Raw genomic sequence first — 23,100 nt, 5'->3', positions numbered from 1 at the left:
GGCATCGTTTTCAAACGATGCCTCCCTTCAAATACCCTTATGGAGGGGCGCTGAATCCGCCGCATGCTTTTGCGATCATTTGTTTTCCTTTGGCAGCAACAGGTTCAACAGCACGGCCATGATGGTGGCGATGACCACCGGGGATTTTCCAAAGATCATGGTAACGGCGTCGGGAAACTGACTCAGCGCGGAGGAGGCCTGAGAGATTCCAACGCCTAATGCGGCGGAAAGGCCGACAATGGTGGTGTTTCGAGCCGTCAAATCCTGAGAGGCGATGAGCTTCATGCCGGTCATGGCGATGGTGGAAAACACGGTCACCGTGGCCCCGCCCAGCACGCACTGGGGAATGGTGGTCAAAACGGCGGCAAACTTGGGGCACACGCCTGCCAGCAGCAAAAAGCCGCCGGTCATGACGAACACGGTCCGGTTCACCACCTTGTTGGTGGTGACAATGCCCACGTTCTGAGAGTAGGTAGCTGTGGGCAGGCCGCCGAAAAACGCCGTCAGAATATTGCTGGCGCCATAGGCAATCACGCCGCCCTTGAGTTCCCGGTCGGTTGGTTCCCGATCCAGACCGCCCACGGTGGTGGCGGTGAAGTCGCCGATGGCCTGAATGGAATTGATGGCAAAGAGCAGCCCGATCGCGATGCAGGAGGCCGGGTCAAATTTCACCCCGAAGTGGAGGAACTTGGGCAGAGAGAACCATGCCGCATCCGCAACCCCGGAAAAGTCCACCATCCCGAAGGGAATGGCAATCACATACCCAATCAGCATACCCAGCAGAATAGCCGCCAGCTTGCACACGCCCTTGCCCCGGTTGTTCAGCAGCATGACCGCCGTCAGCGTCAGCGCCGCCACCAGCCAGTTTTCCCAGGAGCCGTATATCAGCGCGGAGGGCAGTCCCTTGGCCGCGATGACCTCGGCGGTATTGCCCGTTCCGCCCGCCATATAGTTAATGGCCGTTGGATAGAGGGACAGGCCGATGGTGAAGACCACGGTTCCGGTGATGACCGGGGGAAAAAGGCGGCGGATGTGCTTCATGGAAAGGCCCACAAGCATCGCTACCGCGCCGCCCACCAGCATGGCCCCCGCAATGGAGGCAATCCCGCCGCCGTCAGCCGCGATGGCCTGCATACTGGGAACATAGGCAAAGCTCACGCCTAGAATCACCGGAAGGCCGGAACCAAACCGCCCGCCGATGGGATAGAGTTGAAAAAAGGTGGACACGGCAGACATCACCAGCGACGCCTGAATCAGCACGACCCGGTCGCCCATCTCCAGCCCCGCCGCACCGGCCACGATGATAGCCGGGGTTACACATCCCACAATCATCGCCACCAGATGCTGCAGCGCCAGCGACACCGCCATTCCCGGCGGCACAGGACCTCTCAGCCGAAACAGCGCTTCCCGGTCAGGGGTTCTTCTCTCCATGGCAGGCAGCTCCTTTCACGGATCTTGGGAAAAACGGATTCTCAAGACCCTCTCCACTTTTACGTTTTGAGGCAAGGCAGACACCGCGCAGCTCCCCTGCGCGATTTTCAAAAAGATCGCTCCTATCATACCATACTTTTTTACAAAATCAAATATTTTTTAGCATACCTTACAAAAAATTAGAATTATTTACATATTTGCTCGGTTGCTTTTTCTATGCTCGTATGCGAATCCCTTCGTATTTTGACGTTGTATTAAGGCAATCCAACCCGCGGTTTCGGCCAAAGGCGCATATCCCGAAAGGAAAGCAGGGACGGTTGAAGTTGCTTCAACCGTCCCCGCTTTGATATGTGATTAGTTATTCGCCGCCGTGGGCGGAATCTCTGTCCGGCTGAATGCTCACGTCGAAACCGTTGACCGTTGTGCCCTCGTCGGCGGGAATCAGGATGTACTTTCTGCCGTCGATAATCCGGGTTTCCACCAGATAGCTCTGGGACGGGGGCACTGTGATGGTAACGTCCGCCGTGCTGATCTCAAAGCGTTTGCTGTCAATAATATTTTCCGGGCTGAGGGCCGCGCTGCCGCCAAACCGCTCGTCGCACTTTTCCTGAAACAGAGCGGTCCGTTCCTGAGAAACGCCGCAGTCCTCCAGAATTCCGCTGATCTCCTTTGGGGAGATATCCAGAGGCTCCGGCTGCCGGCTCTCCTTGTGCTGCTCGATTTTCTCCTGCAGCCGCTCGTGAACGGACTGGATTACGTCAAAGCGGCACTCGTCCTCCAATGTCTCCCGCAGAACGGATTCAAACGTCTCCTTCTGCTCCGGGGCGGACATGGGGGCCTCCGCATGAAAGACCGCGTCGATAAACTCCTGATGGAGATCGGCGGGACTGCGGGAATAAAACAGCGCGTTGTAGAGATTGGCAGCCCGGTCGTCAAAGGCCGGATAGAGAAAGCCCAGCTCCGGCGCGGAAACGGTCTGTCCGGTGGTGCAGATGTGAAATTCGTTTTCCCCGTGGAAATAGCCCAGCTCCGTCTTTCCGTCCTTTACCGGACAGACACAGCAGACGATGTAAGAGAAGACCGCATCGGAAGCGTCGGCCTGCAGCTCGTCGTCCTTGCCCCGGTGGGGAACGTCATAGGCGTCGTGGGCAAGGAGGATCAGATAGTTGCCCTCCGTCATGTCCAAAGAGGTGATTACCTTTTCAAAAAGCGCCCGCCGCGCGCCGCCGTCCTTCAGTTCGGAGCTGCGCAGCGCGGCCAGCAGGCGGCACTCCTCGCTGTCTGCCACCTGCTGGGTGGAGAACACGATATCCATCAAATTTTTTCCCAGTGTCCCAGAGAGTGTTTTTTTCAGAAGGCTCAGATACTTTTCAGCCTCCTCCTGCGGCATTATGCCGAGGGATTCGTCCAAATCGGCGATGATTTCCTTGTTGCTGTTGACAAAGCAGCCGTAAATACGGCTGATCGCGCTTTTATCCGGGCGAAAGCGGCGGCGCAGCTCGCCTAATTCCTTTTGATTCATAATTGACCTCACTTGCATTAATTGTTTTCCGCTGTACAAAGACTGCGGTAAGAGTTTTTATCCTATCACGAACGAGTTCTATGATACCACAAAATTTGCGGGACAGATCAAAAATTTGCAAAAGTAAACTTTAAAATAAAGCTTCTTTAACTCGCCGATTTTAATCCCACCTGCGTGTGTGCAAAATGCTGCAACCGGGCTATGCGGCGGAGAAGACGGCGTTCCCCGCCGTCGGAGCGCACGGCGTGTTGTCCGCCTCCGCAAAGAAGCGGGCGGCCCGCTTTACTCTTGTGTTATGTTCCATTAAATGGTATGATACAAGCGATATTATGCTCAGATGCGCGCAATTACAGGAAATATGAGGGATGACGATGCATTCGCTGAAAACCGTTCTGGTCGTGGAGGACGACCCCATCAACCGGAAGATCCTGTCGAAGATATTATCTACCGACTATTTGCTGCTGGAAGCCGCCAACGGCGAAGAGGGCATCGCACTTTTGCGTCAGCGTAAAAGTGCAATTGCCGCTGTCATTTTGGACCTTGTGATGCCGGTGATGGACGGGTATGCTTTTTTGTCCGACACTCATTGCGACCCGGCCTATCAAAATCTGCCTATTATCGTCTCCACCGGGAACGGGGACAGTGAGAACGAGCGGGAGGCCCTGAAATTGGGAGCATGGGACTTTGTCTCCAAGCCGTATGATCCTGAGATCCTGAAATTCCGCCTGAAAAACGCAATTGAGAGAAGCCAGCTGACAGCGCTTCATCAGCTGAAATACCTTGCGGAATACGATCCCCTCACAGAAATCTACAATAAGACAAAATTCTTTGAAATGACCCGCACCATGCTTGATGCGAGCCATCAGGAGAGTTTTGTCTTTCTTCGTTTGGATATTGACCGTTTTCAGCTTATTAACTCCTATTATGGTTCCGCCGAGGGAGACAAACTTTTAAAGCATTTTGCAAGAGTTTTGACGGATTTGATGGATCGGCAGATCATTGGAACCTATGGGCGGATGGAGGCTGACATTTTTGCCTGCTGCATTCCCTATGGGGGGCGGGACGCTGTGGAAGCACTGGTCAGACGGTGCAAGGAAAATCTTCGGTCCTTCAGCTGGGATTTTAATTTGGTTCCCACCTGCGGCGCGTATGTAATCCCCGACAATTCCGAGGAAATCAGTCTCATGCTGGGCAAGGCGGGCCTTGCCTCCAAGCAGGTCAAAGGAAAGTATTTAAAAAACTGTGCTTTTTATACCGCGAAGATGAGTCAGGCCATTGAGATGGAACAGGAGATTACCAATGAAATGGCCGGCGCGCTGGCAAACGGCGAATTTCAGATCTACCTGCAGCCCAAGTACAATTTGAGAACAAACAGTCCGGAAGGTGCAGAGGCGCTAGTGCGATGGATGCACCCCAGAAAGGGGATGGTCTTCCCCGGAACCTTCATCCCCGTCTTTGAACGCAACGGCTTTATCTCCCGGTTGGACTATGATGTCTGGGAGCAGGTCTGCCGGGTCCTCAAGCGCTGGATTGACCATGGAGAGCAGCCCTTCCCCATCTCGGTAAACGTCTCCCGAGTCAATATCTACACGCCTGATCTGGTGGAACGGATTTGTGGATTGACGGAGAAATATCAGATTCCCAACCACCTTTTGCAGCTGGAACTGACTGAAAGCGCCTATACCGACAATCCGCAGGTTATGATGGATACGATGAGGCGGCTGCAGTCAAAGGGCTTCATGGTCCTGATGGACGACTTCGGCAGCGGATATTCCTCCCTGAACATCCTGAAGGATCTGGAGGTCAATATCCTCAAGCTGGATATGAAATTTCTCTCCAATACAAAAATTCCGGGCCGCGGCGAAAATATCATCTCCTCCGTGGTCCGCATGGCAAAGTGGCTCCATATTCCGGTGATTGCAGAGGGCGTTGAAAAACAGGAGCAGGCGGATTTTCTGCGGGAAATCGGCTGCGAATACGTGCAGGGCTATTATTTTGCCCAGCCCATGACGGTGGAGGCCTATGAGGATCTTGTCAAAAGTGAAACACCCTTCCGGCCGGTGGAAGGAACGCACGTTGACATTGACCAGATGTGGGAGCCACACGCCCGGCTGGAGACGCTGCTTTCCAGCGCGCTGCACGCGGTGGCTATCTATGAGTTTGCGGACAACCGGGTGGAGATTCTCCGGGTCAATCAGGCTTTTTATGATTTAGTTGGCCGCGACGATACCGTGGTGAACACCGGGGATGCGCTGCAGGTGGTGAGCCGTGAATACCGCGGCGCTGTGATGACCGCATTTTGTCAGGCTGCCGTCTCTGCGGGGACGGTGGAGGTGGAGTACCGCCGCGAAACCGCCAGCGGAAAGCCGCTCTGGCTTCAGCTGAAGCTGAAGCGCATCAGCCATGTGGGTAATAGGCAGATCCTGCTGGGAAACTTTCTGGACATTACCGCCCAAAGGGAGTTGGACATCGAGCTTCAAAAATATCGGATGATTGCAGAAGCCGGCCATGTGGATACGGGGCGGATGCTGATCGTGGATGACTTGAAGACCAACCGGAAGATTCTGAAGGGTATTTTTCAAAATCGGTTTACCATACTGGAGGCTGAAAACGGCCAGCAGGCGCTGGACGTTTTGAAGGAATACCAGAACCAAGTGGATATCATTCTGCTGGATTTGATGATGCCGGTGATGGACGGCACGGAGTTTTTGGAGATCAAGCGGGCGACCACGGCGCTTTCAGACATTCCGATCATTATCATTACAGCTGACGAAAGCGCCGAATGTCAGATCAACACGTTGGCTCTTGGGGCGAACGACTACATCATAAAACCCTTTGTGGAGGAGATCGTTGTCCGGCGGGTGGACAATGTGCTGGAGTCCAACCGGCGATTCCGCGAAATTCTTCAGGAATACGACATGGTGGTCCGAAAAGCCCGGACCGATCCCCTGACGGGAATTTTCAACCGTGCCATCACAGAGCAGTTGATTAACCACATTCTGCTGAATCAGGCGGAGAACACCCATGCCCTGATTATGATAGACGTTGATCATTTTAAGAGCATCAACGATACTTGTGGTCACGCATGCGGCGACGAGGTTCTGTCCTATCTGGCGCGAAGACTGTCGGCCTTTTTCCGAAGAGGCGATGTGATCGGGCGTTTCGGCGGCGACGAGTTCTGTGTGTTTATGATGGGAGTGCCCTCCGCCACGCTTGTGGCGGAAAAGTGCGCCGCGCTTTGCAGAATGCTGTCCGAGAACCCTGAGTCTGCCCCGGTTCCGTTTACCATTTCGGTGGGGGCCGCGATTACCGGCCCGAACGCCGCGGACTTTACAACGCTTTACCAAAACGCGGATCAGGCGCTGTACGATGCGAAACGTCAGGGAAAGAATCAAGCCGCGATGTATGGGCAGGGCAGCCTGCTTTTCGCGATGTCCGCTTGGATCAACAAAGAGAGCCTGATCGAGGCACTGGACGCCGCCGTGGTCGCCATCGACGATGAGACATATGACCTGCTTTACTGCAACGAGGCGGCAAAGCAGTTTTTCGGCGTGTCGGATATCCACGGGAAAAAGTGCTATGAAATCCTGCGCCATCAGCATACCCCCTGCGTATCCTGCAAGAGAGGCCGCCTTTCCTTTGACACGTATGAGCAGGGAACCTATCTGCAAGAAAAGACAGGCAAAAAAATGCTCTCCAGAGAGAAGCTGCTTGCATTAAACGGACGCCGGATTCATCTTCAGCTGCTGCTGGATTTATCCGGAGCGGAACACTCTGCACGGTCAGATAGAGAGGATGAAGACGATGGGCACCAAATTTGAGGTGGAGCACTACCATGCATGTTTTGACGCCGGCTCCTGCGCTTTTTGCATCTGGGGCCCTGTCGAAGACGAGGCCGAAGAAATTCGGGATTTTAAACTTGCTTACGCAAATGAGGCGACGGCGAAAATTCTTGGGATTTCGTTGAAACAGCTTCAAACAAGGAGTTTTTGCGACCTTTTTCCCACCGCTGATTCCAAATGGAAGCGGCTGCTGGAAAACACGGCGACACGCGGGACTGCGGAAGCGGCGGCGATCTGCCCTCTGGCGGGAGGACGGCAGCTTCAGGCCCTTTGTTTCTCCCCCGAACCCGGCTACTGCGCCTGCTGTTTGCAAGAAGTCCGGAATCCGGAGCCGTGGGAGCTTCAAGACCCGCAGGAAGCGCGGGAGGGCGCCGAGCAAATAAACGCCGCGCTGGATATTTTTGAGGGCGGCTTTACCATTGTGGACCGAAACGAGAACGGCGGATATGCTCTCAGCTTTGTCAGCGACGGCCTTTGCCGGATGCTGGGCGTTTCCCGGGAGCAGTTTATAGAGGGCTGCAAAGCCGACATATGTGCCATGGCGTGTGGAAGGGAGCGGACTTTGTGCCGATCCGTTCTGGAGCAAAACGCGCAGGAGGGCGCGATGTTCTCCGACATGTTTGAGGCACGGACCCGGGCCGGACGCTCCATCACGCTCTCCGTGCGCGGCACCGTGAAGAGCCTTGGCCGTAAGCTGCGGTACTATATCAGCTATATGGACGTGACAAAGGAGCAGCGGACCCGCGAGCTTTTGGACCGCGTGATGGAGGGCTACGATGTATCCGTTTGGGAGTGGGACATTCTGTCCCAAACGGCGTATCAGTCGATTCATTCCTCCCGGTGCGCCGGGAGCGGCGCAGAGGTCTATCCCAATTTCCCACAGTGCCTGTTTGATGAAAAGCACTATCACGAAGATTCCGTCCAAGCCGCGAAAGATATTTTTGACCGGGTGCTGGCCGGAGAGGAAAAAGTCTCCGCCACCCTGCGCACCTATGATCCGGTCAGAAAGGAATACTGGTGGGAAGAGGTCTGCTATAAGACCATCTTTGACGATGGGGGACGGCCCATACGTGCGGCGGCCATCGGACGTGACGTGACGGAAAAAATGGAGGCCGCCCGAAAGGCGGAGGCCGCTAACGAGGAAATTCAAAATATCATTAACGCCATTCCCGGCGGCGTGACCATTTACCGCGTTTCCGATATCTTTGAGACGATTTATTTTTCCGATGGAGTCGCGGCGCTGACAGGCTACTCTCCCGAGGAATACGGCGAGATCATCAAACAGGACGCCGCCAACCTGATCTATCCGGCGGACGCTGAAATGGTGATTTGCAAGGTGCGCGATGCCTGCGCTCACGACACGGTGGCGGACATTGATTTCCGCAAGCGCCATCGGGACGGCCGCGTGATCTGGGTGCATATGCAGGGCAAGAAGATCGGAGAGGACCGAGGCGCGCCCCTGCTGCAATGTGTGTTCCACAATATCACCCGCCAAAAGGAGGCGGAGCTGTCACTGCTGGAAAACAAGGTGATCTCTGATATTGCCATCAGTACCGCGAATTTAAATGTTTGGACATACGATGTCAAGACCCACACGCTCTATGAGTCGGCGGAGTCCTTGAAGGTGCATCCGGGCAACGAACCGGTCATCTCCGATTTTGTGGAAACGTCTATCCGGCGGGGAGATATCAAGCCGGAGAGCATTGAGGCTTTCCGGGATCTGTATCGCCGGGTGGAAGCCGGAGAGCCGGAGGTCAGCCGGGACATCTGGCTTGCCCGCCCCGACGGGGGCGGCTGGTGGTGCGAGCGAGTGTTTTACACGAATCTGCTGGATGATCGGGGTAACGTGCTGCAATCCATCGGCGTAGGGAAAAACATTACCAACGAGTTAAAGATTTTGGCGGAAAAGCAGCAGATGGAACTGGCGCTGGCCTCCAGCGCAATCTTCTTATGCTCCTACGATATCCAGAACAACGTTTTTAACAGCCTCAGCCGAGGAGCCGAACGGTTTGGGTTCCGACTGAATCAGAAGGGCGGCTACATGGCCCGGATTGAGGCGGGCTATATCATGCCGGACGGGGTGGACGACTACATCGCGCTTTATGAAGCCTTGGCCCGGGGTGAGAAAACGGCGGCCGCGATCATCCATTATAACAAAGCGAAAACCGGCGTGGAATGGCAGCGAATTACCTATTCCGTGATTTTTGGCGCGGGCGGCCTGCCGGTGCTGGGCGTAGCCATCGGAGAGGATGTCACCGAGTTCATCAATGCCCAGAAGAAATTTGACGAAGAGGTCAAAAATCTGGAGGCAATTCAGGGCGAGGTGCTGCTGGGAAAGTGCCGGGGCAATCTGACGCTCAATCTGGTGGACCACTATGTCTGCGACGAGCGGATGCTCTATTCCAAGGACAGCAGCGCCTATACCGACGTGATAGAAACTGTCGCCTCTTTGTGCGCAACGCAGGAGATGAGTGATGAACTGCGCAGAAAAATGCAGCCTGAAAACTTGATACGGCTGTATAAGGCGGGCACAAAGACCAGTTCCATAGAGTATCAGCGGCGCATGACCAACGGGCAGCCCCACTGGGTGAGGACTGTTTCCAAAACCTATCGAAACCCCGACAGCGGCGACATCATGTGCTTTCTGTATACCCATGATATTAACGAAAAGAAACAGCTGGGAACGATTATCGGTCGGATTCTGGATTTGGAATATGAGTTTTTGGGGCTTTTAAACCTGTCCGATCAGCACTTGACCTGCTATCACTACACGGATTTGGAATCCCAGCTGGAGATGCACGCCAATGGAGATTATACCCGGGGCTATCCTGAATTTATAGAGCGGTACGTTCCGGAGGAGTATCGGCAGGAGGCCATGGAGGCGTTTGACTGCGCGCACATCATGCGTGAGCTTGAAACCAGCGATACGTTTGTCTATACCTTCCCGGTGATCGCCGATGGCAAGACCTATCGCAAAAAATGGCAGTGCATGTACCTCGATCAGAGCCACTCCGTTTTGGTCTTTACCCGCACGGATATCACCGCCATTACCCACCAGCAGGAGCAACATCAGGCAGTCCTCCGGGACGCACTGCTGCAAGCGCAGCAGGCAAGCGTTGCAAAAACGGAATTCCTCTCCAGAATGAGCCACGAAATCCGCACGCCCATGAACGCCATCATCGGAATGTCGGCGCTGGCCGCCCAGTGCGTGGGCAACTCTGAGCAGGTGTCCGACTGCATTTCCAAGGTGGGGATTTCGGCGCGATTCTTGCTCTCTCTCATCAATGATATTTTGGATATGAGCCGGATCGAAAGCGGAAAGCTGACGCTGAAAAATGAGGAGATTCCTTTTGAGGAATTCCTGAACGGCATCAATACCATTGCCTGTGAGCTGGCAGAGAACAAGGGCGTGGAATACGACTGCATCCTGACCAGCTTTACGGAGCCGTCCTATATGGGCGATCCTATGAAGCTGCAGCAGATTCTGGTAAATCTGATCTCTAACGCGGTAAAGTTTACCCCGGCGGGCGGAAAGGTGCAGTTCATTGTCAATCAGGCTCGGACCAATGGCGGCAAAGCATATCTGCAATTTACCGTGAACGACACGGGAATCGGCATCAGCGACGAATTTAAGGACCGCATCTTTGAACCCTTTGAGCAGGAGCGTTCCAACTCCACAAGTCCCTATGGAGGAACGGGGCTGGGCCTTGCCATCTGCAAAAATCTGGTGGATATGATGGGCGGAACGATCTCCGTCAACAGCATCGAGGGCATCGGCACGGAGTTTCTCGTGGAACTCTCGCTGGGACTATGTACCGACACGGTTTACCGGGTCAGAAATCAGTGGGGCATGAACTGGAAAAACCTGTCGGCGCTGATTGTGGACGACGAGATTCTTATCTGCGAGCAGACGCAGCATATCCTGACGGAGATGGGCACAAAGGCGGACTGGGTGGACAGCGGGTCAAAGGCCGTCGCCATGGTGGAGACAAAGTGGGCGCGGGGAGAGCTTTATGATATTGTGCTGATCGACTGGAAGATGCCGGAGATGGATGGCATTGAAACCACGCGGCGGATTCGGCGCATCGTGGGTCCGGACGTGACAATCATCATCATGACGGCCTATGACTGGGCCAGTATTGAGGCCGAGGCCAAAAACGCCGGAGTCAATCTTCTTATTTCAAAGCCCCTGTTCAAAACCTCGCTCTGCTCCGCTTTTGAAAAGATCTATCTGCACAAAGAGCAGGAACAGCAAGCCGCCACGCCCCGGGAATATGACTTCACCGGCCACCGGGTTCTGCTGGTCGAGGATCACATGCTGAATGTGGAGGTTGCAAAGCGCCTGTTGAGCGCCAAAGGCTGCGAAGTGGAGGTCGCGGAAAACGGGTTGGCCGCCATTGAGACTTTTACTTTAGCCGAACTGGGGTATTTCGACGCAATCCTCATGGATATCCGCATGCCGGTCATGGACGGATTAACGGCAACACGCTCTATCCGCCAGCTGAAAAAGAAGACCGCCAAGACGATTCCTATTATCGCGATGAGCGCCAACGCGTTTGACGAGGATGTGGAAAAATCCAAGATGGCGGGGATGAATGCGCACCTCGCCAAGCCCATTGAACCGGAATTGCTGTATGCAACGCTGGATGACTTTTTCCACGCGGGGCAGACGTCTCTGCCCGAATAAGAGCGGGGCGCGTGCATTTTTCTGTTTGTTCAGCATCTGCGGCATAGAGCCGGAGCCGCTGGGGCGCCGCCGTTTGGGCGGAAAGTATCCAAAGTATTTAAAATTTGTCCGCCATGAATTCACTACCGAACAGGAGGGATCGAAATGAACGCGCTGCAAAATTTGAAAAGGCGCCTGTGCGCCGCTATTTTGGGAGCAATTCTTCTTGTGGGGATACTGGCCGTGCCTGCCGGCGCGGTGAGCGGACCCACGCTTCGCGTTGCATTTTATCCGCTGCCCGGATTTTTTGAGTATACCAATCGGGGCGAGGAATGTGGATATGGCGTTGACCTGCTGAATTTGATATCCCGGTATACGGGCATTACTTTTACCTACGTTTTGGCCCACAGCTGGGAAGAGACAAAGCAAATGGTTTTGGAAGGAGAGGCGGATGTCCGTATGCCGGGTACGCTTCCCGTCTCGCCCTCCACCACGCTGGGGTACACGGAGCACAGCATCATCGACACCTATTATGCCGTCATGGCACTCAAAAGCAGAGAAGATCTTTGCTATCAGGATTACGAGACGTTTCAAACGCTGAAAGTCGGCATTTCCCGGCCCGTGTACCAATCCGCCGGACTGGAAAACGAATTGGAGGATGCAGGCATTCCGGCGGAACACCTTGTCTTTTACGATGGGTTCAACGCCTGCCGAGCCGCTCTGGAGGCGGGGGAAATCGACGCGCTGATCTCCAACGTCATGGATTTGGACGGCGAAATGAAGCAGTTGGAGCGGTTTGGCACCATCTCCAATTATATTTCTATGAGTATCGGCAATCCATATTTAAAAACGATCAACAATGCGCTGGCTAAAATTCAAAGCGACGAGCCGACATTCTTTTCAGATACCTATAAACGCTGGTTTCCGGAGCGGGTCGCTGTGCCGATGACAAAGGATGAAGCGCGCTATCTGGCGTCGATCAATTCTTTGACCTTCGCCTTTCAGGACGGGCGGGGATATTACAGCCGCAGGGAGAAGGACGGTTCTTTCACGGGGTTCTATCCCGCCGTGGCGCAGATGATTTGCGACCGGCTGGGCGTTTCATGCATCCAGACGGAGTGGAAAGAGGAGAAGGCGCGAGGCGTTGTCGTTTATCCTGATTTCTACTACGATCACGTGTGGGCCGACGAAAAAAATGTAGACATTACGCAGCCTTATGCCACGGTCAATTACTACGCAATCAAAAACAAGAACAGCAGCTTTGATCCCGAAACCTGCACGGTGGCCGCCGTCCATTCCTCCCATGTGACGCAGAATTATATTTTAGGAAAGTATCGTCAGGATCAAATAACATGGTGCCGGGATTCACAGGACTGCCTGACGGCGGTGGCATCCGGAAGAGCGAGTCTGGCCCTTGTCTCCAGCTACGCGGCGGAATATTATTTGAAAATGTATCATTACAGCCAGCTCACGCCCTCTCTGGTTGCGTTTTCCAATCAGGTGTGTCTGGGCGTGGAGGGCGACGAAACCGGCCTGCTGGCAAGCGGGCTCAGTAAAACGCTTTCCACCATCACCACCGACGAATTGAACGCACTGATGATCGACACCACTGTGAAACGCCCCAGTCAGAACCTTCTTCTGGCTTGGATCTACGAGAACCCCGTCCGCAGTATCCTGATTGTCAGCGGCGGGACGATTTTAATGGTGAGTCTGGCCGCGGTTTTCCTCTATCTGAAACGCGCCCACCGGAAAAACCTTGATTTGGCGGAAGCCGTCAACGCAAAGCAGGCATTCCTGTCGAGAATGAGCCACGACATGCGCACTCCGATGAATGCGATCATTGGCTTTTCCTCCTTTGGCGCGGAGGCCTCTGACTTGGAGGAATCCGCCGGATATCATGAAAAAATTCATCAGGCCGGGCAGTATCTGCTGCAATTAATCAACGACAGTCTGGACTTAAGCAAGCTCCAGAGCAAAAACTATGCGCTTCATCCCCAGCCCTATCGAAAAGAGGAGCTTTTGGAGTCTCTGGCCAACCTTCTCCAGCCCCGGGCGCAGGAAAAGGGCGTTTCCCTTGCCTTCCACTGTGATCCAACGCTTCCTCCTTTGCTGTTGTTTGACAAAATGCGGGTTCAGCAAATTTTTGTAAATTTACTGAACAACGCCATCAAGTTCACGCCGTCCGGCGGCCACGTAACCCTTGACATTGAAAAGGAAGACGCCGGCCCGGACTCGTATCTGATTCGCTTTCGGGTCAGGGACGACGGCGCGGGTATGTCGGATGAATTTCAGCGAAACCGGCTGTTTAAGCCCTTTGAGCAGGAGCACACCACCGCCAGCGGTGACGGCACCGGGCTGGGCCTGGCAATTGTGAAGGACCTGGTCACGATGATGGGTGGCACGATCTCCTGCAAAAGTGCCCCCGGAAAAGGCACAACCTTCACGGTGCTGCTGCGGGGCCAAATTGTTCCAGAGCAGAATCTGGTGGAAAAGTTCCGCCCGATTTCCTCATCCGGGCTGGCGGGGAAAAATGTCCTTGTGTGCGAGGACCAGGCCGTAAACCGGGAGATTGTGGAAAAGCTGCTGCAACATGTGGGCATCTGCGTGGATTCTGCCGAAAATGGCCAAGAGGGATTGAAACTGTTTGAAAAGTCGGCGGAAAATTACTATTTTGCGGTGTTAATGGATATTCGAATGCCTGTTTTGGACGGAATTTCCGCCACAAAAGCGATTCGGCGGCTGTCGCGCCGGGACGCGGCGGGCGTTCCGATTATCGCCCTGTCCGCTGCTGCTCCTGATGAAAACATGGTGCCCTTTCGGGCTGCGGAATTGAGCGGCTGTCTCACCAAACCGATTGATCCGGAGGAGCTGTATGCCGCCCTTGCCAAATACCTCCCGGAGGATGAGCGGCAGAGTCCGAAATCACCGAGCCTGATACGATAAGAAAAACCACCGGATGCGCTGGAACGATTGGGTAAAACAGAATCCAGCGATTCTGTGGGACGTTACCCCTTATCAATCATTCATACTGGGATAAAAGCATTTTGGAAATGGTCAGCTTCAAAAATGAAGTTTTTAAGAAACAGAGCAGAGGCCCGGGCGCTTGCGCCCGGGCCTCTGTTGTTTTTATTTGCGGACGGACCATGCGGTGTGGTCCGTGTGCAGGAGATGATGGGACTTCTCGCCCAGCGGATTTTTAAGATAGGCGCGGTAGAGCTCATACACGTCCGGATTTTCGTGAGAGAAGCGGACGGTTGCGTTCGCGTCCATTTCCCAAAGCTGATTGCCGCGGTGAGACGCCATTTCCACGCCCTCGTGGATGGGCTGGCCGCCGCCGCCCGCGCAGCCGCCGGGACAGGCCATGACCTCCACAAAGTCATAGACCACTTCCCCGCCGTCAATGGCCTCCATCAGCCGGCGGGTATTCCCAAGGCCGCTGACCACCGCCACGCGCACGTCTCCGGCCCCCGGAATGGAGAAAACCGCCTCCTTCCAAGGCCGATCTCCCCGCACCTTTTGAAAAGCATCGGCATCCGGGTTGGTCCCGGTCACCAGATAGTAGGCGCTGCGCAGCGCCGCGTCCATCACGCCGCCCGTGGCACCGAAAATCACCGCCGCGCCGGTGCCGGTACCCAAGGGACTGTCAAATTCCGCTTCTTCCAAGTCGGCGGGAATGATGCAGTCGCTGCAGAACATTCGGCACATTTCCCGGGTGGTCAAAACGGCGTTCACGTCCGGGTCGCCGCAGGCATCATTCATCGTGGGCAGCTCGCACTCCGTCTTTTTTGCGGAGCAGGGCATGATGGACACTACGTAAATTTTGTGGGGATCAACGCCGATCTTCTCCGCGAAATAGCTTTTTGCCACCGCGCCGAACATTTGCTGGGGCGACTTGGCGGTAGAAAGATTCTGAGTGTAAGCCGGGAACTGAGTTTTGAGAAAGCGCACCCAGCCGGGACAGCACGAGGTAAACATGGGCCAGCGGTATTTTCCCTTGTGAGTAAACCGCTCTAAAAATTCGCTGCCTTCCTCCATGATGGTGAGATCTGCGGTGAAGTTGGTGTCAAACACGTAATCAAAGCCGATGCGTTTCAGCGCCGCCACCATGCGTCCGGTGGTGGCCTGCTCAACAGGCAGGTCAAAGGCTTCCGCCCACGCCACCCGCACGGCGGGAGCAACCTGCACCACCGTGACGATGTCTGGGTCCCCCACTGCTTGCAGCACCCGGTTGGTGTCGTCTCGAACGGTCAGTGCGCCGGTGGGGCAGTGGGTCACGCACTGCCCGCAGAAGGTGCAGTCTGTGTTTTTCAGGAAGCGGTTGTAGCTCACGTCCACCGTGGTGCGGGAGCCGGTACCGGCCACGTCCCAGATGTGCATTCCCTGTACCTTGTCGCAGATCTGCACGCAGCGCATACATTTGATGCACTTGCTGGCCTCACGGACGACAGGGGCCTCCAAATCCACGGTGGAGCGCTCCAGCTGGAGCTCATAGGGCTGATAATGGATGTTGAGGTCGCGGGAGAGCCGCTGCAGTTCGCAGTTGCCGCTGCGGATGCAGACCGCGCAGTTGGAGTTGTGCTGGGAGAGGATCAGTCTCAGGTTCGTTCTGCGGGCTCTGCGGACCCGGTCGGAATTTGTGTAGATGACCATGCCCTCTGTAACCTCTGTATTGCAGGCAGGGACCAGACGTTCTTTCCCTACAACCTCCACCACGCACATGCGGCATGCCGCGATGTTGTTGATTTCCTTTAGGAAGCACAGATGGGGGATGGGGATTCCCGCCTGTTCGGCGGCTTCCAGAATGGTGACGCCCTCGGCGGCGGTCAGGTCCCGGTCGTTGATCTTGAAATTCACCATCTTTCCACACGTCCTCCCTTAAAGTTTCCGTATCCAAAGTGATCGCACCGGAGGCACCGGGAGGATTCCTGCGCCGCCTCCTCGTCGGTCATGCCGCATTCAATGCACTGAAAGTCGCCCTTGCGCTCGCTTGCGCCGCGTTCTGTGGCGTTGACCCGGCCGCAGGGGCGCTGGTCGGCAAAGCGCGGGGCGGGGACTTGAACCTCTGTGCGAATCTCGTGCTGGAAACCCAGATATTCGTCGATGTTGGCCGCTGCCGCCTTTCCGGCGGCAATGGCCCGGATGACGGTGGCGGGTCCGGTGACGCAGTCGCCTCCGGCAAAGACTCCCTCCATGTCCGGGAGGCGTGTGCTGGAATCCGCCAGCAGTGTGCCGCCCCGCTGAATCTTCACGCCGCACTGCTCGAACCCAAGGGACTCAATCCCCTGTCCGATTGCCACAATGATGGAGTCGGCGGAAATGCGCCGAGGCTCCACAGCCGCAGTGGCCGGGCGAGGACGGCCATTGCTGTCCATCGCCCCAATAATTTGCGGCTGTGTCCAAAGGGCCACAGCCTGTCCCGTCTCGTCGGCCTCAATCCGCACCGGGGCCTGCAGGGTCAATACCTCGGCTCCCTCCGCAATTGCGCCTTCGATCTCCTCCTGCTGGGCGGTCATGTCTGCCTGACGGCGGCGATACACGCATGTCACGTTGGCTGCGCCCAGCCGGATTGCGCTGCGGGTCACGTCCATCGCCACGTTTCCCCCGCCGATAACCACCACGTTCTGTCCGGTGAAATCGGGCATATCGTCGTCGCCGATGCGGCGCAGCAGCTCCACCGCGGAGATGACCCCCCGGCTGTCTTCGCCGGGAATGCCGGTTTTTTTGTCGGTGTGCGCACCGATGGAGAGATACAGGCAGTCATACTGCTTTTTCAGCTGGTCAAAGGTAATGTCGCTGCCCACGTTCACCTGCGTGTGAACCTCGATGCCAAGGGAGAGGATGGCGTTGATATCGTTGTCCAGCCGCTGGCGGGGTAAGCGGTAGCTGGGGATGCCGTAACGCATCATGCCGCCCAGCTGCTTTTTCTTTTCATAGACGGTGACCTTATGGCCCATCAGTGCCAGATAGTAGGCGGCGGAAAGACCGCCGGGGCCGCCGCCGATAATGGCGACGGACTTCCCTGTTTCGGGGGCTTTTTTAGCGTGGGGGGCACCTGTGGCGTGATCCACGGCGTAGCGCTTCAGCCCCCGGATATTCAGCGCATTGTCCACCATGTTCCGCCGGCACCGGGCCTCGCAGGGGTGCTCGCAGATATAGGCGCAGGCTGTTGGGAAGGGGTTGTCCTTACGGATGAGCTGAACCGCGTCGTCGCAGCGGCCCGCGTTGACCAGAGCGATGTAACCGGGAATATCCACCCCGGCGGGACACAGCGCCACGCAGGGCACGGGGTTTTTGAGACTGCCAAGACACCGGTGATGGAGAATGTGCTCCTCGTAATCGTCCCGAAAGCCCTTCAGGCCCATCAGGACCAGATTTGCCGCGTCGATGCCGATGGCGCAGTCCGCTGTTTCGGTAATGGCCTGCGCGGTGCTTTCAATGCGGGACAAAATTCCGATTTCCGGCTCTCCGTCAAGCACCTGTGTCAGCATGCTGGACAGTTGGGCAAGACCAATGCGGCAGGGAACGCATTTGCCGCAGGTCTGCGCACGACAGAGATTCAGGAAATTCAATGCCATATCCACGGGGCAAAGGCCCGGTGGGCTGGCGGCGATTCGCCGTTCCATATTCCGGTACAGCTGTTCCACGATTGCTTGGGCCTGCCCCGGAATTTTGACTTCAAGCCTGCTCATATCATTTCACGCCTTTCTCTTCCGTTCTAATTCCATAGTGACTTTGAAAAAGGGACAATAAGGGAACCGGGCGTTGATCCAACCAGTTGGCCGATTTTATCATGTAAAGATTTCAGGCAATCCCGCGATACGCTCTCTGCGATTTTGGCGCGCGCGTCCGCGTTCGGCGCGGCGCGCCAAAGCGCAGGGAGTTTTTCTTATTTCTTTTCGGTGTCGTAGGTATACCAGCCCTTGCCGGACTTGCGGCCAAGCTCGCCCTTTTTCACCTTCTCGATGACCAGCGGGCTGGGCTTGTCGTTTTCATCTCCGCTTTCCGCATAGCGGTCGCGGCGGACAAAGTAGTTCACGTCCAACCCCGTCATGTCCATCAGCTTGAAAGGCCCCATGGGATAGCCAAGGCCCTTTTCGCAGGCGGTGTCAATATCCTCCACAGAGGCAATGCCCTTTTCCAGCAGAAGACAGGCCTCCCGGGTGACGGCGGCGTTGATGCGGTTGGCGACAAAACCGGCGATCTCCTTCTGAATCACGATGGGAGACTTTCCGGTGTTCGCGGCAAAGGCGGTGGCAACCGCGATGGTATTTTCAGAGGTGTGGGGGCCGCGGACGATCTCGGCCAGCTGCATGACAAGCGCGGGGTTGAAATAGTGAATATTCAAAAGACGCTCCGGATTTTCCACCACGTCGGCGAGCTTTGAGCTGACCAGATTGGAGCTGTTCGTGGCAAGAATGGTATCCTTTTTGCACAGCTTGCTCAGTTTGGAAAACAGCTCCCGCTTCGCGTCCAAATCTTCAATAATGGCCTCGACCACAATGTCGGCGGCGGGGGCGGAGCCGTCCACATCGCCGGTGATGGTCAGGTTGGCGGCAACCTGATCGGCTTCTTCCTGCGTCAGGCGGCCCTTAGCCACGCGCCCGGCAAAATACTCCTTTGCCCAGACCTGCGCGCCTTCAATCGCCTTGGGGAAGGAATCACAGAGAATGACCTTGTAGCCATGCGCACGGCCGTTGAGCACGGTGTTCATTGCGATCTGCCGGCCCATGGCCCCCGCGCCTACCACGACTGCGGTCTGAATGTTTTCGATTTTCAATGAAAAGACCACCTTTATATAAAATTTGAGTTCTTACAGTTTTTCAATAATGGTTGCCATGCCCTGCCCGCCGCCGATACACAGTGTGGCAAGGCCAAACCGTCCGCCGGTGCGCTGGAGGTTATGCAGCAACGTGACGATGAGCCGCGCGCCGGTGCAGCCCAGCGGATGGCCCAGCGCGATGGCGCCGCCGTTGATGTTAACCTTGGCGGGGTCCAACCCCAAGTCCCTCACGCAGGCCACGGACTGGGAGGCAAACGCCTCGTTCAGTTCGATCAGATCCAGCTGCTCGATTTGCATCCCGGTGCGTTCAAGCAGCTTTCGGGTGGCGAACACAGGTCCGTAGCCCATGATGGTGGGGTCCAGCGCGCTGGCCGTCATGCCGACGATCCGCGCCAGAGGCTTCAGCCCGGTTTCCTTGACCTTTCGCTCTGACATCAGTACCAGCGCGGCCGCCCCGTCGTTGAGGCCGCAGGAGTTCCCTGCGGTAACGGTCCCGCCGGGTTTCACAATGGATTTCAGTCCCGCCAGAACCTCCATCGTGGTGCCGGGGCGGGGGAATTCGTCCGTGTCGAAAATAAAGCTGCGCTTTTTTTCGGTAATCTCTACCGGGACGATTTCCTTTTTGAAATAGCCCGCCTCGATGGCTGCCAGCGCGCGGCGCTGGCTCTCCGCCGCAAAAGCGTCCTGCTCCTCGCGGCTGATGCCAAAGCGCTCGGCCACGTTTTCAGCCGTCTTGGTCATGCTCAGGCCAGAGCCGTAAACAGAAGCGGGCGCGGCGGTGCTTCCGGCTTCAATGTTGGAGTCGACCATCGCCATCTTGTTTCCGCCCCAGCGGGCATTGCGGACATATACCGGCGCACGGCTCATGTTCTCCGTGCCGCCAGCCACGATGACGTCCGCCTCGCCGCACCAGATTTCCTGACAGCCGCAAAAAGCGGCCTGCATGGCAGAGGCGCAGAGGCGGTTGACGGTATAGCCGGGAACCGTTTCGGGAAGTCCCGCCTCCAGCGCTGCGCACCGCGCGATGTTGGAAGATTCGGTGCTCTGGCGGACTTCGCCTAAAATTACTTCATCCACCGTGCCGCCGTCGACACCTGCGCGGGTCAAAGCCTCCCGAATCACCAATGCTCCCATCTGGTGTGCCGGTACGCTTTTAAGTGAACCGCCGTATTTGCCAATGGCCGTACGAACAGCGCCCATAATGTAGATATTCTCCAATTTTTGCAGCCCCTTTCGGTTTGTTTTGACTACATTTGATTTGCGGATAGAACGAGTCAATATAATTTAAGCAAGAATGATGCCAGATACTTGATGTCATGCGAATTTTGCGGATTTTTGTGGAAAAACGGAATTCTCCTCTTCTAAATCGTGGGGAACCCCAAAATTTCTCGCATGGATTGGGGAAACTCTTTTTTAAAAGTGTGAAGTGAGAACTGTGAAATGAGTGCTTAAAAAGGCGTGAACTCACAACTTTTGAGAAATGTTTTGGACGGGCGGTGGTACTTCTTTGTGGTTTTATTTCGTGAAATCTGCCATATTCAGGACATATATTTTGAAAAATCAAACAAAAAGAGAAAAAGAACAGAACGCTGTCCGGTTGGTACGCATTTTGCTGTTCCTATTAGCAAGAGTTGATTTTCGCGAAACTCTGAAAAAACGCGGAACAGCGAAGGAGGAAAAGCAACATGACGTTCGACAATATTCTGTACGAGGTGAGAGACGGAATCCTGTATTTGACCCTGAATCGGCCGGAAGTCCGCAACGCGCTTAGTCCGGAAATGTGGAATGACATCCGAACGGCGGTGCAATGCGCACGGGAGGATGATTCGATAAAAGTGGTGATTGTCAGCGGCGCGGGCGATAAGGCTTTGGCCAGCGGCGCGGATATCAAGGAAATCCACGACCGCGACTATCTCAAAATGCTGCTGGCCACTGCGTCCGTCTCCCTCAAGGAGCTGGAGGATCTTTATAAGCCGGTGATCTGCGCGGTAAACGGATTTGCTTTGGGCGGCGGCTGTGAACTGGCAATGGCCTGCGACATCCGGGTGGCCACCCGGCGTTCCAAATTCGGTCAGCCGGAGGTGGGCCTTGGCATCATGCCCGGCGCGGGCGGCACGCAGCGTCTGGCCCGCCTGGTGGGGCTGGCAAAGGCCAAGGAGCTGATTTTCACCGGACGCATTATTCCCGCCGAGGAGGCCGCGTCCATCGGTCTTGTCAACCGCGTGACCGAAGACGACCGGGAGGCCCTGCTGCATGAGGCGGAGGAAATTGCCCGGCAAATTATGGCGAAGGGGCCGATGGCCGTCTCTCTTGCGAAAATGTCCATCAATCTGGGCTATGAAACGGATATCAACACGGGACTGATGATTGAGCGGCTGGCCCAGACCATTGCGTTCAGCACGCAGGACCGCAAAGAAGGCACCGCGGCGTTTTTGGAAAAGCGTCCGGTAGACTTTAAGGGCTGCTGATTTCCCGGGAAAATGCCGGAGAATCCCGGCGAGACAAACGAACCTGTATAAAATGGGACGCGCGGCGTTCCTGAGAACATTTAGGGAGGAATTTTTTTATGAAACCGTTGGAAGGCATTCGTGTTGTGGAGCTGTCAACGATGCTTGCAGGACCGATGACTGCCCGTATTCTCGCCGAGTGGGGCGCCGACGTGATCAAGGTCGAGTCCTCAAACGGAGACGCATGGCGCAAACAGGCCGGAACGACCCTCTCCCCCTGCACGGAGACGGCAAACCCCAACTTTGACATGCAAAACCTGAACAAGCGCTTTGTCTCTTTGAACATGCGCTCGGAGGAAGGCTCCGCCGCCATGATGAAGCTGTTGGAAAAGGCGGATATTCTGGTGACCAACTACCGCGTGCAGGCGCTGGAGGGCATGGGTCTTGCCTATGAGCAGATCAAGGACCGATTCCCCCGCCTGATCCACGCGTCGGTGCTGGGTTACGGAGCCGAAGGCCCCGACAAGGACCGCCCCGGATATGACTACACCGTTTTCTTTTCCCGGACCGGGTTGATGTCCGACCTCTCCCCGGCGGGAGCCGGTCCGCTGGTTCCCATCGGCGGCGTGGGCGACCACAGCGTGGCCGTGGCGCTGGCGGGCGGCATTGCCGCCGCGCTCTACCGCAGAACCGTCACCGGTCAGGGCGACAAGGTGGACGTGTCCTTGCTTCAGTCCGGCGTTTTCATTCTCAGCACCGGAATTCTCAACGGCTTCAACGGCCGCAAGCTCCCCCGGGACCGCTATGACTGCGGCCATGCGGGAAGCAACACCTATCAGGGCGCGGACGGCGAGTGGTTCTATCTGGCGGTGATTGATTACCGCCGGTTCCCCGAGCTGTGCGACCTTTTGGGCATGCCGGAGCTGGCAAAGGACCCCAAGTACAGTACGTCCACCGCATACTACGCCAACCGTGCCGAACTGACGCATATCTTCGATAAAAAGTTTGCCGAGCATCCCGTTGCATACTGGGACCAGCTGTTGACCGAGCACGACCTGCCTCACGAGGTTTTGCGCCACTTCAAGGACGTTCCCAATGATCCGCAGGTTCAGGTAAACCACTATACATATTTCCACGAATACGACGACGGGACCAAAACCGTGTTTGCAAACGGCCCGGTTCACTTCGGCTCCATCGACCCCGCTCAGATTCCCTGCAAGACTTCCGGCCCTGTGGGCTGTGACACGGCGGAGGTGCTGGAGGAGCTGGGCTACTCCAAGGAGAAGATTGCCGCCATGTATGCGGCAAAGGACGTGATGTAAATCCCGTCCTGCCATGGATAGGGAGGAATCGACAGCGCTTTGCCTCCGGCGAAGCGGCGATTCCGGCATGGCCGAAATTAAAAAAGGAGA

General features: G+C 55.9%; 11 protein-coding genes. 5 read left to right on the top strand and 6 right to left on the bottom strand.

Going from position 1 to position 23,100, the window contains the following annotated elements; translation table 11 throughout:
• Nucleotides 1-75 precede the first annotated feature (75 nt).
• Entirely contained in the window at nucleotides 76-1,431 is a 1,356-nt protein-coding gene (locus tag ON16_RS05755) for a uracil-xanthine permease family protein (protein WP_040660263.1), read from the bottom strand.
• Nucleotides 1,432-1,789: 358 nt separating this feature from the next.
• Complete coding sequence (locus ON16_RS05750) at nucleotides 1,790-2,953, bottom strand: DUF4317 domain-containing protein (RefSeq protein WP_040660261.1); 1,164 nt, start codon at nucleotides 2,951-2,953, stop codon at nucleotides 1,790-1,792.
• A 365-nt stretch (nucleotides 2,954-3,318) separates the two neighbouring features.
• Between ON16_RS05750 and ON16_RS15290 the strand changes: the two genes are divergently transcribed.
• The 3 genes from ON16_RS15290 (at nucleotide 3,319) to ON16_RS05735 (ending at nucleotide 14,404) form a co-directional block, all read left to right on the top strand.
• Complete coding sequence (locus ON16_RS15290; protein ID WP_144032059.1) at nucleotides 3,319-6,774, top strand: EAL domain-containing protein; 3,456 nt, start codon at nucleotides 3,319-3,321, stop codon at nucleotides 6,772-6,774.
• Nucleotides 6,758-11,482 carry a response regulator gene (locus ON16_RS14940; protein WP_051131564.1) on the top strand — a complete coding sequence of 1,575 codons (4,725 nt, stop codon included), beginning with the start codon at nucleotides 6,758-6,760 and terminating at the stop codon, nucleotides 11,480-11,482. Before ON16_RS15290 ends, ON16_RS14940 begins: the two co-directional genes overlap by 17 nt.
• Before the next feature lie 144 nt (nucleotides 11,483-11,626).
• Nucleotides 11,627-14,404: an ATP-binding protein gene (locus tag ON16_RS05735; protein WP_040660259.1), complete on the top strand. Its 2,778-nt coding sequence runs from the start codon at nucleotides 11,627-11,629 to the stop codon at nucleotides 14,402-14,404.
• A 183-nt stretch (nucleotides 14,405-14,587) separates the two neighbouring features.
• Here ON16_RS05735 and ON16_RS05730 read toward each other — a convergent pair whose 3' ends face one another.
• The 4 genes from ON16_RS05730 to ON16_RS05715 form a co-directional block, all read right to left on the bottom strand.
• Entirely contained in the window at nucleotides 14,588-16,318 is a 1,731-nt protein-coding gene (locus ON16_RS05730) for a [FeFe] hydrogenase, group A (protein ID WP_040660257.1), read from the bottom strand.
• A complete protein-coding gene (locus tag ON16_RS05725) occupies nucleotides 16,312-18,150 on the bottom strand; it encodes an NAD(P)-binding protein (RefSeq protein WP_040660255.1) in 1,839 nt (612 codons plus the stop codon). The genes ON16_RS05730 and ON16_RS05725 overlap by 7 nt, the downstream gene beginning before the upstream one ends.
• 197 nt (nucleotides 18,151-18,347) lie before the next feature.
• Entirely contained in the window at nucleotides 18,348-19,238 is an 891-nt protein-coding gene (locus ON16_RS05720) for a 3-hydroxyacyl-CoA dehydrogenase family protein (protein WP_040660253.1), read from the bottom strand.
• Nucleotides 19,239-19,271: 33 nt separating this feature from the next.
• On the bottom strand, nucleotides 19,272-20,459 hold the full coding sequence (locus ON16_RS05715; RefSeq protein ID WP_040660251.1) for a thiolase family protein: 1,188 nt from the start codon (nucleotides 20,457-20,459) through the stop codon (nucleotides 19,272-19,274).
• A gap of 467 nt (nucleotides 20,460-20,926) precedes the next feature.
• Here ON16_RS05715 and ON16_RS05710 point away from each other — a divergent pair, with 467 nt between their 5' ends.
• Together ON16_RS05710 and ON16_RS05705 are read left to right on the top strand one after the other, a co-directional pair.
• Nucleotides 20,927-21,709 (top strand): enoyl-CoA hydratase/isomerase family protein, encoded by a 783-nt coding sequence (locus tag ON16_RS05710; RefSeq protein WP_040660249.1) that lies wholly within the window; start codon nucleotides 20,927-20,929, stop codon nucleotides 21,707-21,709.
• A gap of 98 nt (nucleotides 21,710-21,807) precedes the next feature.
• Entirely contained in the window at nucleotides 21,808-23,010 is a 1,203-nt protein-coding gene (locus tag ON16_RS05705; protein WP_040660247.1) for a CaiB/BaiF CoA transferase family protein, read from the top strand.
• The last annotated feature ends 90 nt before the right edge of the window (nucleotides 23,011-23,100 follow it).

Source organism: Oscillibacter ruminantium GH1 (assembly GCF_000307265.1).
GTDB lineage: Bacteria > Bacillota > Clostridia > Oscillospirales > Oscillospiraceae > Oscillibacter > Oscillibacter ruminantium.
The sequence above is the reverse complement of the archived record's forward strand: the minus strand, read 5'-3'. Positions and strand labels throughout refer to the sequence as shown.